This is a genomic window from Caulobacter segnis ATCC 21756 (assembly GCF_000092285.1).
Taxonomy (GTDB): Bacteria; Pseudomonadota; Alphaproteobacteria; order Caulobacterales; family Caulobacteraceae; genus Caulobacter; species Caulobacter segnis.
Window position 1 is genome coordinate 1,835,014 of the sequence record NC_014100.1, and the last position, 14,691, is coordinate 1,849,704.

Sequence of the window (14,691 nt, forward strand, 5' to 3'; positions counted from 1 at the left end):
GCCAGGCGGCGTTATGAGCCGTCGTGCGCGCTGCCGCGACGGCTTCGAGGGCTTGCCGCAGGGCGCCGGTCGTCGGCGGCCGAGGGGCGGTGCGCAGTGCCACCGTCTGGTTTTTACCCGCAGCGGCGCCATCGGTTGAGGTTTCAATCAGGAGAGAACGCGTGCAGGGGATCGACATTGGCGCAGGACCTTCGGCGGTCCTCCGTTCGCGGGCGGCGCTGTTCCTCGAGCAGAGGCTGTCGGGTGAAGCCTCTGACGGGGCGCTCCGTCACTCGCTGAACAATCGGCTGCTGGGCCCCGGCCAGGCGCCGCTGATCGAAGACATCCTGAGCCTGCAGATGTTCGATGATCCGGCGCAGGGACAGGTGGCCGTCTTCGGCGCGGCGCAGATCGCTGGGGCGCCCACGCCCTACGCCCTTCGCCTGATGATCGCAGATGACACCGTCGTCGAGGTCGAGGAGATCATCAGCTCGGCCCGCCACGGGCACTTCGCCGACGTTGACCAGCTGCTCAAGCCCGACGTGCTCTACGAGGCCCCCATTCCAGCTCACCGGGCCGTCGATCGAGACGGATTGTGGCAGGTCGCCGACAGCTATTGGCAGGCGCTCGAGGAGAGCGACGGCAGCCTGGCGCGCTTTGCCTATCGCTGCGACCGCTATGACAACGGCAAGAAGATCACCAACAACCTGTCGATCCTGCTGTCGCAGGACGCTGCGGTGCATACGCCCGCCAGCTGCATCAACGCCACCCGGCCGGCCCGCCCGCTGGCGCGCAACCGGCGCTTTCCCGTCCTGGACACGCGGCTTGGTGTGGCGGTGAGCTTCGTCCTGGTCGATTTCCATCCCGCGCCCCATATCGATCGGCCCGATTGCGGGACCTTCTACATGGCGGGTCTCTTCAAGATCAGCGACGGGGAGATCCGCAGCCTTGACGAGATCCGGGAGATCATCCCGCTGGGCGCCGAAGAAGTCTGGACGACGTCGTCCTAACCGCCGTCTGGTTTAGGCAGACCCCCGGCTTACGCTCCTGGCCAAACAGCTTTGGGAGGTTTGGCCATGACGACGGCAAAGAAAGACAGCGCCATCCACGAGTCGCCACTGTCGACCGAGGTGGGGCGGAAGATCCGCGATAAGGTCCGCGCCCTGCGGCCGCTCATTCGCGAACATGCGGCCGAGGGCGAGGCGCTGGGCTGCCTGCCGCCCGCCACCCTCAACGCATTGGCCGAGGCCGGGGTCTTCAATTTGTCTGCGCCGCCGGCGTTCGGCGGCCCCGCCTTGGGCGCTCGCGACCTGGCCGAGATTGTCACAGAGGTCGCCCGCGGCGACGGCTCGGCCGGCTGGACGACGATGATCGCTTCGGGTTTTGCCCGCGTGTTCCTGACCTTCCCGGACGCGACCGTCGCCGAGGTCTACGCGGCCACCCGCGACTGGCGCGGTCCCATTGTCGCCAGCGCCTCGCTGTTTTCCGAGCGCATCCAGCGCGCGCGCAAGGTCGAGGGCGGCTATGTCGTCGAAGCCGGCGGCAAGTGGGGCTTTGGTAGCGGCTGCAAGCACGCGGCCTTCCTGGTCGTGGGCGTCCAGGTCGACGACGTGCGCGGCATGGTGCTGCTGGAAAAGGGCCAGTACGAGATCCTCGACGACTGGAAGGTCATGGGTCTTTCAGGCTCGTCGAGCAACAGCGTCACCGCGCCCAACGACATCTTCGTTCCCGAGGGCCGTTTCGCAGACCTGGCGCATTTGCCCGACAAGCTCAATGGGCTGCGCCAGCGGTTCTCGGGCCTTGGCTATCAGCTCGATGGCCTGGGCCTCATGCTGATCGTGGCCATGGAGACCATGGCCATCACCCTGGGCATGGCCCAAGGCGCGTATGAGTGCTTCGTCGAGCAGACCGAGAACAAAAAGCCCTTCAACCTGCCCTACGACACCCTGGCGGCGACGCCCTCCATCCAGGTGGCCGCCGGCAAGGCCCGCGCCATGATCAACGCCGCCCAGGCGCTGATCTTTGCCCGCGCCGATTACATCGACCGCAAGGCCATCGCCGGCGAAGGCTTCGAGCCGGCCGAAGAGGCCGAGATCATGATGGACTTCGTCCATGCCGGTAACGTCTGCGGCGCGGCCATCGATCTTATCCAGCTCACCCTGGGCTCGGCGACCGTGAGCCTGAAAAACCCGATCCAGCGGTTCGCGCGCGACACCCGCGTGGCCCTGACCCACGGCTCGACCCGGCTTGATCCGTCGGCCGAGATCAGCGGCCGCCAGCAGCTGGGCCTGCCGCCGTTCGCGGCCTTCGCCGCCGCGGTCCCCGGCGTCGATAAGGCCCAGCGCCAGGCCTCCGAAGCCGCCTAATCCTTTTTCCAAGCCAGCGTCCGCAGCGGCGCGAAGAGGTATCATGCAACTGGAACTTACCGGCAAACGCGCCCTGGTCACGGGCAGCAGCTCAGGGATCGGGCGATCCATCGCCCTGCAGCTGGCGGCCGAAGGCGCCGAGGTGGTCGTCCACGGCCGCGACGAGGCGCGCGCCAACAAGACCGCCGACGAGATCACCCAGGCTGGCGGTCGCGCCTTTGTCGTCCTGGGCGACCTGATGGAGGCCGACCAGGCCAAGGCCGCCGTCGAGAGAGTCCGGGCCCTGGGCGGGGTCGACATCCTGGTCAACAACGCCGGCGGCCGCCATGGTGGCTGGGAGCGCAACGGATGGATCGGCGCCGGCGGCGACAACTGGATCGCCACTTATAAGCAGAACGTCATTTCGACCGTGACGCTGATCGAAGGCCTGGCGCCGATCATGATCGAGCGCGGCTGGGGGCGCGTGCTGCAGATCGCCAGCGCCATCGCCATCCATCAGCCGCCCAATTTCCCCGACTACCAGGCCGCCAAGGCGGCGGAGATCAATCTCTCACGCTCGTTCTCGCGCAGCCTGGCGGGCACGGGCGTCACCTCCAACGCCATCAGCGCCGGGATCATCCATACGCCCGGGTCCGACGCCGAGATCGCCAGCATCGCCAAGGAGGTCGGCATGGCCGGCGACTGGCAGGATAACGAGAAAGAGATCGCCCTAGGGGTCTTCCGTCAAACCGTGGGTCGCATAGGTCGGGCCGAGGATATCGCCGCGGCGGTCTGCTTCCTGGTCAGCCCGCGGGCGGACTTCATTACCGGCGTCAATCTCGTCGTCGACGGGGGGATGTGACCTCGGCAGTAGCGCCGTCTAGTTTCGCGGCGGCGCTGCGCCAAACTCTCCGGATAACAAATAAAAACCTAGGGAGGGGTACCATGAAGTACCAGAAAACCTTGCTAACCGCGGGTCTGGCTTTGGCGGCGTGCAGCTCGGCCATGGCGGAGACGGCCGCGCCGGCGGCCGAAACGGCGAGTGCGCAGGCGCCAAGCTCGAACGTTGTGGCCGACATCATCGTCACCGCCGAACGGCGCGACAGCACCGTGCAGAAAACGGGCGCCACGATCAGCGTCCTGGGCGGCGACGAGCTGGTCAAGCGCGGCGTCGGCTCGCTGAATGACGCGCTAAGCAACGTCCCCGGCGTTTATCTGCAGGTGAACAACAAGGGCGCCAATGTCGACATCCGCGGCGTCGGCACGGGGCTGGACTCGGCCGCCGGCGATCCAGGCGTCAACACCAATATCGACGGCGTCTACCTGCGTCAGGCGAGCACGATCGTCTCTGGCCTCTATGATGTCGCCCGCGTCGAAGTGCTCAAGGGACCTCAAGGCACGCTCTATGGCCGCAACGCCACCGGAGGCGTGGTCAATATCCTGACCAACGACCCGGGCTATGAGTTCGGCTACAGCGGGTCGCTGACCGTCGGGAACTACAACCTCATTCGCTCCGAGGGGGCCTTCAACATCCCAGTGTCTTCGCAGCTGGCCCTGCGCGCGGCCTTCGGCAGCGAGTCCCATGACGGCTACCTTGACACGGGGCAGGACGACGCCAAGCGCTTCGCCGGACGGCTCAAGCTGCTCTGGGAGCCGACCTCGACCTTCGATGTCCTGGCCGGCGTCTCCTATGCGCACGAGGGCGGCGTCGGGCCTGGCTCGGTCCTGGCCACCGAGCCCGAAGGTTCCCGTCACGCCGTGGTGAGTCACCAGCCGGCGGGCACGCTCGACCAGGATTTCGTCACGGTGTTCGGCAAGGCCGAATGGGACGCCGGCCCCATTCGGGTGACCTTCCTCCCGACCTTTTCGCGCTATGTCTACGACTACACCGGCACCAACTACAGCATCTATTCGCAGCAGCGGGCCCGGGAAAACCAGACCACGACCGAACTGCGCTTCTCGTCGAGCCGCGACGCCAAGGTCCAGTGGGTCTCGGGGCTCTACTACTTCCACGGCGACCTGAGCAACTACGCCAACCTGCCCGATTACGGCGTCATCAACGACCAGCCCAACCTGGTGACCAAGTCCTACGCCGTCTTCGGCGACATCACCGTTCCGCTCTCGGACCGGCTGCGCTTGGGCGGCGGGCTTCGCTACACCGCCGACCGCAAGAGCCAGATCGGCACGCTCGTCTCGGGCGGCGGCGTCACGGTCGGGCCGTTCGACGGCAAGCTGCGGTCCAACGCCGTCAACTATCGGATTGGCGTCCAGTACGACCTGGCCCAGGACGTGATGCTCTACGCCACCCACGCCACGGGCTACAAGGCGGGCGGCTTCCTCCCCGACCAACCCGGCTATGACACCTATAAGCCCGAGAAGCTTCGCTCGGTGGAGGCCGGGATCAAGAGCCGCCTGTTCGACGGGCGCCTTCAGCTGAACCTGTCGGGCTTCCACTACAGCTACGACAACTACCAGACCTCGACCCTGGGCCTGGCGCACTACGGCGGCCTGAGCGCCCTCGTCTTCAACAGCCAGGGAACCACCAAGATTTACGGCGCCGAGCTCCAGGCCATCTATCGCCCGACCGAGCGCGACCAGTTCGAGCTGACGCTCTCGCCGATGAAGTCGAAGTTCGGCGCCTTCGTTATTCCGGCCACCCCGGCCAGCGCCATGATCGACGTCAGCGGCAAGCAGCTGCCGCACGCGCCCTCGTTGAGCGGCATGGCGGCCTATCAGCATGAATGGCGCCTCCAGGCTGGCTCGCTGACCGGACGCATCCAGACCAACTACTCGTCGAAATACTTCACGGAGTTCACCCAGGCCGCCTACAGCCAAAGGCCTAGCTATACGCGCACGGATCTCAACCTGACCTACTCGGCCGATGAGAGCCGCTGGTCGGTCGGTCTCTTCGTGCGCAACCTGGAGGACGCTTGGATCGTCAGCCTCAAGGCCAACACCGCCGTCGGCGATTACGGCCTGCAGCCGCCGCGGACCTTTGGCCTGACCTTGAACGTGAAGGGCTAGGCGCCGCTAAGCGCGTCGGACCGGGGGAATACTGCCGGCCCGACGCCCTTGGTTCTTGCGTATGCCTTCCTCGCGACCCCTTGCCCGGCCTTGCCGCCAAACGGTTGAGCCTCGTGGAAATCCGATATGAAAGTTCTGTTGTTGAGCCTGATCTTGGCTTTGGTCATGACGGACGCGCCGCGCCCGTCCCGTGAGGGCGCTGCGGTCGTGAGCGGCCATGAGGGCCCGCCAGTCTATGCCGCTCGCGACACCTTCGCGGCGTTGGCGCAAATGCGCTGACGTTACGCCGGCCGCCCCACCGGGCTTCGAGAGGGCGCTCCGATGAGCCGCGCCCTTGGTTGAGAGAAGGGCGCCTCGACCGAGGGAAGGGCGCGCCTCGCGGAGCAAGGTTCCTTCGGTCGCGTCGATCCGTTTTCCAGAGATCCAACATTGCTATCGCCCCGGCGACGAGGTTTGGCGATTCCTCCGGGGGGGCAAGCGGCCCGGCGCGGCGTCGGGGTTGGCGTGGCTACAAATTTCCGATTTGCCGCCTTCACCGGAAGTTCCGCCGTGCCGGTCGCCCCCCGGCCGCCGCCGTTTAACGGGGACCTCACGTGCGTTTAGCCGCTTAGTCAGGGCTTGGCTGAACACATCCAGTGCGCCTTGGTCATCGGGTTGATGATCAGCGCCGTTCAGCGAGCGTCGTCGATTAGGCAGCGTCCACCGCGCATCCGTCTCACGCCGCGTGAGCCACGAAGAACAGCGCCTTAAGTCGGACGGAAGGCTTCGCAGTCCTACCAGCCGGCCGATGACCCTAGGGGCAGAAATTCCCGAATCTCGTCGATGATGCGCAGCTCGCCATCCACCACCTTGAAAACACCAAGCATATACATGGCGCCGGCGTCCGGCCGCGGATGGTCGGGGATAGGGTGGAAATCTACGACGACAAAGCTGCCGGCGACACCCAGTTCGGTGTCGAGCACCGGATAGCGACGCTCGCGAGCGCGTGGACGCGCCGCCCGGGTGTCATTCAGGGCCGAGGCGCAGCTGTGCACCTTGCCGTCTGGCGAGAGCAGCGTGCGCAAGGTGTTCGTGGTCTTGGCGCCGTTGTCGTACTTGTCGCAGCGATAGTTGAACCGCGGGATCAGGCCGTCGCTTTGCTCCAGGCCCTCCCAATAGCGGTCAGCCGCTTCGCGCAGCCCGGCTCGGTCGACGCGGCGCGATGGGGGGACAACGGCAGTGTAGAGAATATCGGGCTTCAAGAGCTGTTCGACATCGGCGAAATGCCCCTTCGCATCGGTGCTGACAATTGTCTCGGCCTCCGCCAAGGCGCCGTCCTGGACCAGCAAGCGCTGCGCAAAGGGCCGGGGCTGTTCGTCGAGGAAGGCCACGCCCATGCATACGACTTGGCCCGTTTCGATGTCGGCGAAGGCCTGGATCCCCTCGAAGCGCGGCGCGCGGCCCCACAGGCCCTCGCCGACAGCAAGAAAGACGCCGTTCTCCGAATAGCGAAAGTTCGGGCTCAAGTTGAGCGAAGCCCCGTCTCCGACGGCGAGTGCGCGGAGATAGGCGTGCATCTGGTCGATCAGCGCGGCCTTGGTCATCAGGCGATCCCCACCGGCGGTTGACCGAAATGGGTGCGGCCATAGTTGATCGAGGCGCTGTCGGACTGGTGGGCGAGATGGCCGCGAAGCACCCCGACATTGCGCCAGTAGCGCCCGAGCATGGCGTCCTTCTTGGACGCGGCCGTGCCCGCCGTCCGAAAGATGATGTCGACCGCCTCGTGGGCCAGATGAATGCTCTGCAGGATCACCAGGGTCAGCCGCCGGAAGACCTCCTCCGAACACGGCTGGCCTGTTTCGTGCGTGCGCCGCGCGATCTCCATGTAGTCGGTCGCGGTTTGCAGCAGGGCCGCGCGGGCGGTGTCGACGAGCGCCCGGCAGCGGCCATAGTTCAACTGATACTCAGCCAGTTCCTGGCGAGGCGCCCCGGTCGGACCGGTCGCCTTGCGCGCCCGGAAGCTCTCCTCGTAGAGGTCGAGCGCGCCTTCGGCGGCGCCGACGATCACCGAGGCGGATTCGGTGACGATGAAGGGGCGGGCGGGGCCATAGAACAGGGGGCTTTCGGCATAAGCCTCGGCCGGCGGGACGGCGTCGAACGGGGGATAGGGTTTGGCCCGATAGTCGGGAACGAACACGTCTGTCATCACGACCCGGTCGGATCCCGTGCCCTGCATGCCGATGACCTCCCAGTTGCGGACGATCTCGTATTCGCTGCGATGAAAGAGGCCCATGCGCATGGTCGTTGCGCCGCTCTGCGGATCAGTGACGAGGAAGGTCAGCAGGATGTGAGTCGCATGCGCGCAACCAGACGCGTAGTCCCAGGCGCCGGTGACGCTGAAACCGCCTGGAACTGGGATGCCGCGTCCCTGCGGCGCTGCGACTTCGGGGGCGCGAAAGTCGCCCGTCTCGCCATAGGCCTCGATCTGGGCCTCCAAGCTATAGGTGGCCAGTTGGTGGACATGGCCCAGCACGAGCGACAGAACCCAGGCCGTTTCCGGGCAGCCGCGCGCGACGGCCGTCACCAGCCGGACATAGGTCGGCAGATCAAAGCCGTAGCCGCCGAAGGTGCGCGGCTGGATGACGCGGTAGAATCCGGCGTCGACCATCGCCTGGTTCGTCTCCTGGGAGATGTTGCCCGCCGCCTCGGCGGCGGCCTGACGCTCGCGAAGAAGATCCCGCATGCCGTCGGCCCGCGCGATCATCTGGTCCGGCGTCAGGTCAGGCTCGGGCGGCGAGATAGCAGAAATCGTCGGATTAGGGCGCTGGCCGCGCATCTCAGCGATCATGATCGATACTCTGTGGCTCGTTGACGGTGAGGGCCCCGCCTTCAGAGCGAAGGCGGGGCGGAGGGTGTTGAGCAGGACGCGAAGGACGCTGAGCCCGGCGCAGGCCGGATCTAGAATTTTCCGGTTAGCACCACGCCGAATGTCCGCGGATCCGAGAGGGTGGCCGAGGCCTGCAACGGCGAGATCGACTGCAGATTCACATAGGTCTTGTAGCGTTTGTCCGTCACGTTACGGACGTAGCCGGTCACTGAAAGACGGTCGTTCGCCGAGACCCAGGTGAGATTGAGATTGCCTTGGAACAGGGCCTTCTGGCGCTCGTAGTCCAGCCCGCCCTGCGCCGCCAAGCCCGGCGTGGTGAAGCGAACGTCATAGGCCGATCGCCAGGCGCCGTCGCCGTGCAGGTTGAGCGTTGAACCGCCTGAGAGCCGGATCTGGTGGTCGTAAAGGAGCGTGAGGCTGGTCGGCGCGAAACCCCAAAGTTCGCGCTGGGCGACGGCGTCCGCAAAGCCGGCCGGCAGGTCGTGGAATTTAGAATCGATGTGCGAGACGTTCAGGCCGATCCGGTCCGCAGGCGAGAGTTGGAACAAGGTTTCCAGTTCGACGCCCACCATCCGCAAGGGCACATTGAACAGCACGGCCGAGGCCGGGTTGCTCTGATCGAGCTGAACGCTGGCTTGGTATCCAGCATAGTCATAGTAGAACGCCCCAAGATTGACTTGGAGGCGGCGGTCAAAGAAACGGTTCTTGCTGCCAATCTCGTAGGCGGTCAGCTTTTCTGAGTCGTAGGGATAGACGGTCGGGACGTTGCCCGCACCCGTGCCGATCTGAACATCGCCGGGGAGGAAGGCGCTGGAGATTGAGGCGTAGAGAAGATTGGCCGGCGCCAAGTCGTATTCGACGCGCGCCTTGTAGGTCAGGTTCTTAAACGCGCGACGGCCCGCGTTCCCCGAGACCTTAATGGTGGAAATAGACTCCGGCAGGCCCGCGAGGGGCGAGTTCTGACCCGCCACCGCGCATCCCGAAACGAAGCCGAGGGGGGTATTGCAAAAGACGCTGAGATTGGAGCTGTAAACTTCCGCGGTGGTCACCGTGGTCTTGTCCCAGCGCAGGCCGCCTGTAAGCCTCAGGGCCTGCGTCACGGGCACGGTCGCTTCGGCGAAGACGCCGAGGTCACGGGTCTTGCGATCGATGTCGGCGCTGAACAGCAGACCGTCGGACGATTCCCAGACGTTGCGGTTGGAGCTCCGAATGCCGTTGGAATAGTAGAAGAGGCCGGTTTGCCACTTGATCATCGAATCCGGCTGCGACGTCAGGCGAAGCTCGTGCGTGACGAAGTCGTCCTCGGGCGTGGTGACGATCTGCTTGATCGAGTTGCCGCCGGGACCGACCACAAAGACCGTCGCGTCCTGATTGAACGAGCGATAGGCGGGCAGATAGGTCAGTCGAGCCGGGCCCAGATCGACGTTGAGCTCCGCCCAAACCTGCCGAGACTTCAATTTCGCCGTACCGACAGAGTAGGGCGTGTACTCGACCGTGTTGGGGGCGACGAGGTTGCCTGCGGCGCCGCCATTGTAGAGTGTGCGATCCTGCATCGAGGCCCCGACGAGGAGGGAGACGCCGTCGCTAGGCAGGGCCAGGAGCTTCAGTTTGACGTCATCGCCCCGGCTGGCCCCAAAGCCCTTGTCAACGTCGGCGCCGTCGCGTTCGTAGTGATTGGCCGCCACGCGCAGGGCCAGGTGGTCGGACACGATGGGCGCATTCACCGCGACCGAAGCGCGACGCAAATCATAGCTTCCCGCCTCGACAGAGGCGTCGACCGAATAATCGGCGAGGTTGGGATTGCGCGTATGGATGGCCACCACGCCGGCGGTGGCGCTACGGCCATAGAGCGTGCCTTGGGGACCGCGCAACACTTCAACCCGATCGACATCGTAGCCGCCGCCGATGCCGTTATAGACATTGTCGACATAGAGCGCCGTCGCCGGAACGCCCGACAGCGTCTGACCTGAGAGCCCGCCATTGGATGAGACGCCGCGAATGGTGATCCCGGCGGCCGGGCTGTCGTTTCCAGTCGGCTCGTTTGACACGCCTTCGGACTCGCCGCCTGAAACGCCGGGCACGGTTTCCAGGATGGTGCTCAGGGTGAACTTTCCCTGGGTCAGCAAGTCTTGGCCGGTTTGGACCGTGACCGATGCGGCCGTCTTTTGCACGTTGCGCTCGAAACGCTCGGCGGTGACGACGATCTCATCAAGCGCCTGGGGAGCGTCCTGGCTGGTGGGGGCGGCTTTCATCGTCTGGGCCTGGGCCTGGACCGGCAGGCACGCCGCGCCCATCGCTAGGGTCAGTCCCGCCGTGCCCGCCAAAAGGCTCCGGCGGCACGCATTGTCTCTGCTGGTTCTCGTCATTTTCCAACCCATGATGGGGCCGTTAGCTATCGTTGAACGACCTTTGGGCGGCTCGGCGATGCTTCTCTGTGGTGGCGGCCCTGCTGATGTCGCCACTGTGCTGGCGCCCGCGGCCGGAAAACTAGTGGGCGCAATTCAGGTGACGCTTGGCTGTGGCAGAGGCGACGCGGAGCGATCGGGAACGCCCCGACCAGGATGCGCGCCAGGGCGGGCGCGCTTTTCATGCGGGATCGCGCTGGCTGGCGCGGGCCGGGCCGCCACCCAATTCCTCCGCCTGGTTTACATGGCCCAACATGCTAGCCGTGAAAACGCACGGTCTTGGCGGGCGGCCCCGCCCGTCGTCGCCTTGGGTATGGCCGCCTTCAGGGAGAAGATGATGGAAATCCGACAATGCTTGGCCACGGCCATGACTTGGTCGGAACCCTGGTCTGAACGGGTCTGCAGCGGCCAACGGCTCGAGGCGAGCCCCGGTCCAACCTCGGTGACCGCCGGACGGCCCAGTCGGGAAGGCGTCGCCGCGATCAATGCGCCCAAGGGCGCTCTGGCGCCAATCACCCAGCGCCCTTCGGTCGCCACGCGTCGCTGAGCCAATCGCCTCGAGCCTTTTTTGATAGAGGCTGGGAGGCCACCGTCCACAACTCATAGCGGGGCTTGCAAGCGGCTTTCCGGCGCTCGGCGTCCGGCGCTTGCGCTCACCACTGACTGTCTTCCATCAAGCATCGCGTGGCCAAGGGTCAAGCGCGCTCGCGTGAGTGTGCTGGGCCACCATCGCGTCAAACGACCGCGCTGGCCGCGCCTCAGGCCATCGGCGCATCCGGCTATCGGCGCACCAGGATTAGATTTCGGCTGTCCTGCAGAAGCGGCGCTGGTGCCAGACCAGGCTTGGGTTCTGTTCGCCTTCGTCCGTGAGGATTGAGATCACGGTCCCGATCAGAATTGAGTGGGAGAACGCGTCAATCGCCGCGTGCAGGCGACAATCGAGCGCAACCCCCGCCGATTGCAGGACCGGCGCGCCCGTGGCCATGGCCGTCCAGGTCTCGCCCGCGAAACGGTCGACATCCTTCCTAGCAAACCGCGCCGCCACGTCACCTTGGTCGGCCAGCAGAAAATTGACCGCGAAAGTTTGATGCCGCAGCAGCTCATCGTGGGTGCTGGCGGACTTGTTGATGCAGATCAGCACCGAAGGCGGGTCGGCAGAGAGCGAACAGGTGGCCGTGGCCGTCAGGCCGACAGGGCTTTGCAAGGTTCCCGTCGTTATCAGGGCGACCGGGCTGGCGACCTTCGCCATGGCGGCCAGGAAATCGTCCCGTGTCGGCGACGGAGGTTGTGGAACCCGTATCGTCATGCGCCGCATCCGCACTGAGCGTTGCGATCGCCTGCCCGGAGTTTCGCATAGGGTGAGAGACGAGCCAGGCGAGGCGCGCAAAGGCGTTCGTCAGCGTTTGCCATTCGCGCCGAACACTTCGTGCGAGACGGCCTTGAAATATCGCGTTCGTGGATGGGCATGGGGCCTCCAGTGATCCGCGGCCGAGCCGCTGCGTGAGACTCAGTAGGCGTCCAACGACAGTCAAAAACGAGGGGACGGATTGACGTCCGCGCGATTTTGGCCAGGGTTTCTACGGTGGCCAGGCCGACCTTGGCGCTAGCGAGACGGCGCGCCCGCCGCCGCCAGATCGTAGACCGCCGCCATGGGGCCGATGTCCGGAAGCGGCGGGCCCGCGCTGGTCTGCTCGATCGCGGCTAGCAGGGGCTCGAAATAGGCGTTGATCCGTGCTGGCGAGATATCCGCCGACAGGCTGTACAGCGGGCCGGCCGCGAGGACGTTGGTCAAGCGTGTCGAAAGATCTTCGCCGCCCGCACCGTCATGGAAGACGATGCTGACGCGAACGGGGCTAGCCTGCAGTTCGGCGCGAAGCGCCTCGGCCATTCCCACGATGGAACGAAGCAAGACCAGTTCAGGCGTCGAGCTTTCCGGGGGGGCTATCGCCGCGGAGGGCGCGACGACCACGATCGCGCCGTGTCCGGCTTGACGAAAGCGTCGGCCAGCGCCGGTGAGCACGCCAAAGGCCCGACGAAGAGGAAGCCGCACCCGCCGCTCCCAATCGACGGGATCCTCAGAAAGCGCGCGCTGATCCGATCCAATCGTCAGGATGAGTGCGTCTACTGCGCCAGGGACGGCTTCCACGGCGGCGCGCAACGCCGAAATGTTCGTCTCGCCGTCGGCGACCTCAAGGCGCGCGATGGGCAAGGCCAGGGCGCCAAGGCCCAAGGACGGCGAGCTGTCGTCGCCGAGCGCGACGCCGATGAGGGACCTCATGATATCCTCACGCAAAAGCCAGCAGCGCGTCACGGCGGCTGACGAGGGTCGGCCAAACGTTCCGGTCGGTAAAGACATAGGGGGCGTCGGCTTCGATGCCGTTCCAAACCATGCGGCCCACCTCGACCGGATTGCGGCCCAGGGCCAGGAGCTGCTTGTGGAATGCTTCCATAGCCTCAAGCGCCTGGTCGTCGCGAACGGCGTCGGGGTGCTGGAAGATGGTGGGACGCATGCGTTCGTGGTCGTAAATATTCGTGGTGACCGCCGACGGGCATAAGACCGTCGCGCCCACGCTACCGCCTTGCAGATCGCGGCGCAGTCCCTCGATCAGGGCGACCACCCCAAACTTCGCGGCCGAATAGACGCCCCCGTCATTGGCCACGATCAGGCCCCCCATCGACGAGGTCGCCACGATATGGCCAGGCCGCCCGTGCGCCACCATGTGGGGAAGGAAGGTCTCCACGCCGGCTAGGACGCCATCAAGATTGACCGAAGTGATCCATTCCCAGTCGGCGTCACTGGCCTCGAGCATGGATCCAAGAACGCCGACTCCGGCGTTCAGGCAGAGGACATGCAGCGCTCCAAACCGCTCTTCGACGAACCGACGCGCGGCGCGCCACTGGGGGCGGTCGGTGACATCCAGCCGCAGAAAATGCACTTGGTCGCCTGCCGAACCCAGCAGGGTTTGGGCCTCTTCCAGGTGGTCGTCTCGGACGTCCGTGACGATCACCTGGAGGCCGGCCTCGAGCAGCGCCTGAGCGATGCCCAGACCGATGCCGCTCGCGCCTCCAGTGACGAGCCCGAGGCTGCCAGACTGGATGGGATGAGTGCGCATGCGTCCACCGTGTCGTTCAGAGAAGAAGGCGCAACCTTCAAAAAGGTTGATGCTCTTGTACTTTAAAGTCGCGCGTAAACGAGGGGTAGAAATGGCGCAATTTCAGGTGTTCGAAAATATTAGAGAGCGCTCGGCCATCTTGGACGCTTCATCAACTAGATCTTCGCCGGCTTGGCCGATTAGGGCGGTGTTTTCAGCCGTATGGGCGAGCGCAAGACAGAGGCCGCCCGCAATCCCGCCGTCTTGCTGCTTCAACGGAGCCGCCAGCAAAATGACGCCTGGATCGGGGTCATCGAGACTCACGGCGTAGCCGACCGCGCGGATCGTGCGCATGCGCCGCTTGATCTCCAGCCAGTCGGCGTCTTCGCCTGCGGACTTCTGGAACATGGCCCGGACCGCACGGACCTCCATAAAAGCCAGCATGGCCAAGGCGGGCGGACCGCAAAACAACGGGGCCAGTCGCCCTCTGGCGAAGACGCCCTCGGGGAGGGGCGGCGCGCCGGACCGATGCTCGTGCATGGCCATGACGTGATCGCGATAGATGCGGCAGATGAAGACGGTGCTGGGGACCCCGTAGGCGTGCGAAAGCTTGGCGAAGGTCGGTTCGGCCGCTCTGAGCAGGGGGTCTGACGACCGAAGCTGACGGTCATAATGGACGATGCCAGGACCGAGCAGGTAGCGGCCGGGACGGATGCTGAAGATGAGGCCGGCCGAGGTGAGGCTGCGGAAGTAGCGATAGACCGTACTTTCCGATTGGCCGAGCGCGAGGCAGGCGGCTTCCACCGTCCATTCCGGCCGATCCGGCGTGAAGAGGTCCATCACAGAGAGGGTCTTGTCGGAACTCGTTTCGGGACGACGCCCGCGCGTAGCGCTCACCACGGTTGCGATCCATGAGGACGCCGGCGGCGATGGCCAAGCCTTCTACCCGTTAGAAGATGATCCGAGCGGTAGACTGTTTC

The 14,691-nt window shown here is 65.4% G+C and carries 11 protein-coding genes; 4 read left to right on the forward strand and 7 right to left on the reverse strand.

Annotation, left to right across the window (positions count from 1 at the left end; genetic code table 11):
* Window positions 1-161: 161 nt before the first annotated feature.
* The 4 genes from CSEG_RS08665 to CSEG_RS08680 all read left to right on the forward strand — a co-directional run bounded on the left by CSEG_RS08665 (window position 162) and on the right by CSEG_RS08680 (window position 5,348).
* Complete coding sequence (locus tag CSEG_RS08665) at window positions 162-989, forward strand: hypothetical protein (RefSeq protein WP_013078859.1); 828 nt, start codon at window positions 162-164, stop codon at window positions 987-989.
* A 66-nt stretch (window positions 990-1,055) separates the two neighbouring features.
* Window positions 1,056-2,345: an acyl-CoA dehydrogenase family protein gene (locus CSEG_RS08670; protein ID WP_013078860.1), complete on the forward strand. Its 1,290-nt coding sequence runs from the start codon at window positions 1,056-1,058 to the stop codon at window positions 2,343-2,345.
* Between the two features lie 43 nt (window positions 2,346-2,388).
* On the forward strand, window positions 2,389-3,186 hold the full coding sequence (locus CSEG_RS08675; RefSeq protein WP_013078861.1) for an SDR family NAD(P)-dependent oxidoreductase: 798 nt from the start codon (window positions 2,389-2,391) through the stop codon (window positions 3,184-3,186).
* 83 nt (window positions 3,187-3,269) lie between these two features.
* Window positions 3,270-5,348 (forward strand): TonB-dependent receptor, encoded by a 2,079-nt coding sequence (locus tag CSEG_RS08680; protein WP_013078862.1) that lies wholly within the window; start codon window positions 3,270-3,272, stop codon window positions 5,346-5,348.
* A gap of 773 nt (window positions 5,349-6,121) precedes the next feature.
* On the opposite strand, the gene CSEG_RS08685 is transcribed toward CSEG_RS08680, so the two are convergent.
* From CSEG_RS08685 to CSEG_RS08715, 7 genes are all read right to left on the reverse strand, one after another.
* Window positions 6,122-6,931, reverse strand: a complete 810-nt coding sequence (locus tag CSEG_RS08685) for a hypothetical protein (protein WP_013078864.1) — start codon at window positions 6,929-6,931, stop codon at window positions 6,122-6,124.
* Complete coding sequence (locus CSEG_RS08690; RefSeq protein WP_013078865.1) at window positions 6,931-8,175, reverse strand: acyl-CoA dehydrogenase family protein; 1,245 nt, start codon at window positions 8,173-8,175, stop codon at window positions 6,931-6,933. The genes CSEG_RS08685 and CSEG_RS08690 overlap by 1 nt, the downstream gene beginning before the upstream one ends.
* Window positions 8,176-8,285: 110 nt before the next feature.
* Complete coding sequence (locus tag CSEG_RS08695) at window positions 8,286-10,508, reverse strand: TonB-dependent receptor (RefSeq protein WP_041538248.1); 2,223 nt, start codon at window positions 10,506-10,508, stop codon at window positions 8,286-8,288.
* A gap of 907 nt (window positions 10,509-11,415) precedes the next feature.
* Window positions 11,416-11,868, reverse strand: a complete 453-nt coding sequence (locus CSEG_RS08700) for a flavin reductase family protein (protein WP_018062429.1) — start codon at window positions 11,866-11,868, stop codon at window positions 11,416-11,418.
* A gap of 354 nt (window positions 11,869-12,222) precedes the next feature.
* Entirely contained in the window at window positions 12,223-12,912 is a 690-nt protein-coding gene (locus CSEG_RS08705; RefSeq protein WP_227878897.1) for an SDR family oxidoreductase, read from the reverse strand.
* Window positions 12,905-13,732 (reverse strand): SDR family oxidoreductase, encoded by an 828-nt coding sequence (locus CSEG_RS08710; protein ID WP_013078869.1) that lies wholly within the window; start codon window positions 13,730-13,732, stop codon window positions 12,905-12,907. The genes CSEG_RS08705 and CSEG_RS08710 overlap by 8 nt, the downstream gene beginning before the upstream one ends.
* Before the next feature lie 102 nt (window positions 13,733-13,834).
* Window positions 13,835-14,611, reverse strand: coding sequence for an IclR family transcriptional regulator (locus CSEG_RS08715; protein ID WP_322348904.1), 777 nt, complete (start codon window positions 14,609-14,611; stop codon window positions 13,835-13,837).
* Between the last annotated feature and the right edge of the window lie 80 nt (window positions 14,612-14,691).

What these genes read in the sequence shown, in the direction of transcription:
- CSEG_RS08700 (WP_018062429.1), bottom strand. Translation starts at nt 11,868, where the DNA reads ATGGCGAAGGTCGCCAGCCCGGTCGCCCTGATAACGACGGGAACCTTG.
- CSEG_RS08675 (WP_013078861.1), top strand. Translation starts at nt 2,389, where the DNA reads ATGCAACTGGAACTTACCGGCAAACGCGCCCTGGTCACGGGCAGCAGC.
- CSEG_RS08695 (WP_041538248.1), bottom strand. Translation starts at nt 10,508, where the DNA reads ATGGGCGCGGCGTGCCTGCCGGTCCAGGCCCAGGCCCAGACGATGAAA.
- CSEG_RS08670 (WP_013078860.1), top strand. Translation starts at nt 1,056, where the DNA reads ATGACGACGGCAAAGAAAGACAGCGCCATCCACGAGTCGCCACTGTCG.
- CSEG_RS08710 (WP_013078869.1), bottom strand. Translation starts at nt 13,732, where the DNA reads ATGCGCACTCATCCCATCCAGTCTGGCAGCCTCGGGCTCGTCACTGGA.
- CSEG_RS08690 (WP_013078865.1), bottom strand. Translation starts at nt 8,175, where the DNA reads ATGATCGCTGAGATGCGCGGCCAGCGCCCTAATCCGACGATTTCTGCT.
- CSEG_RS08685 (WP_013078864.1), bottom strand. Translation starts at nt 6,931, where the DNA reads ATGACCAAGGCCGCGCTGATCGACCAGATGCACGCCTATCTCCGCGCA.
- CSEG_RS08680 (WP_013078862.1), top strand. Translation starts at nt 3,270, where the DNA reads ATGAAGTACCAGAAAACCTTGCTAACCGCGGGTCTGGCTTTGGCGGCG.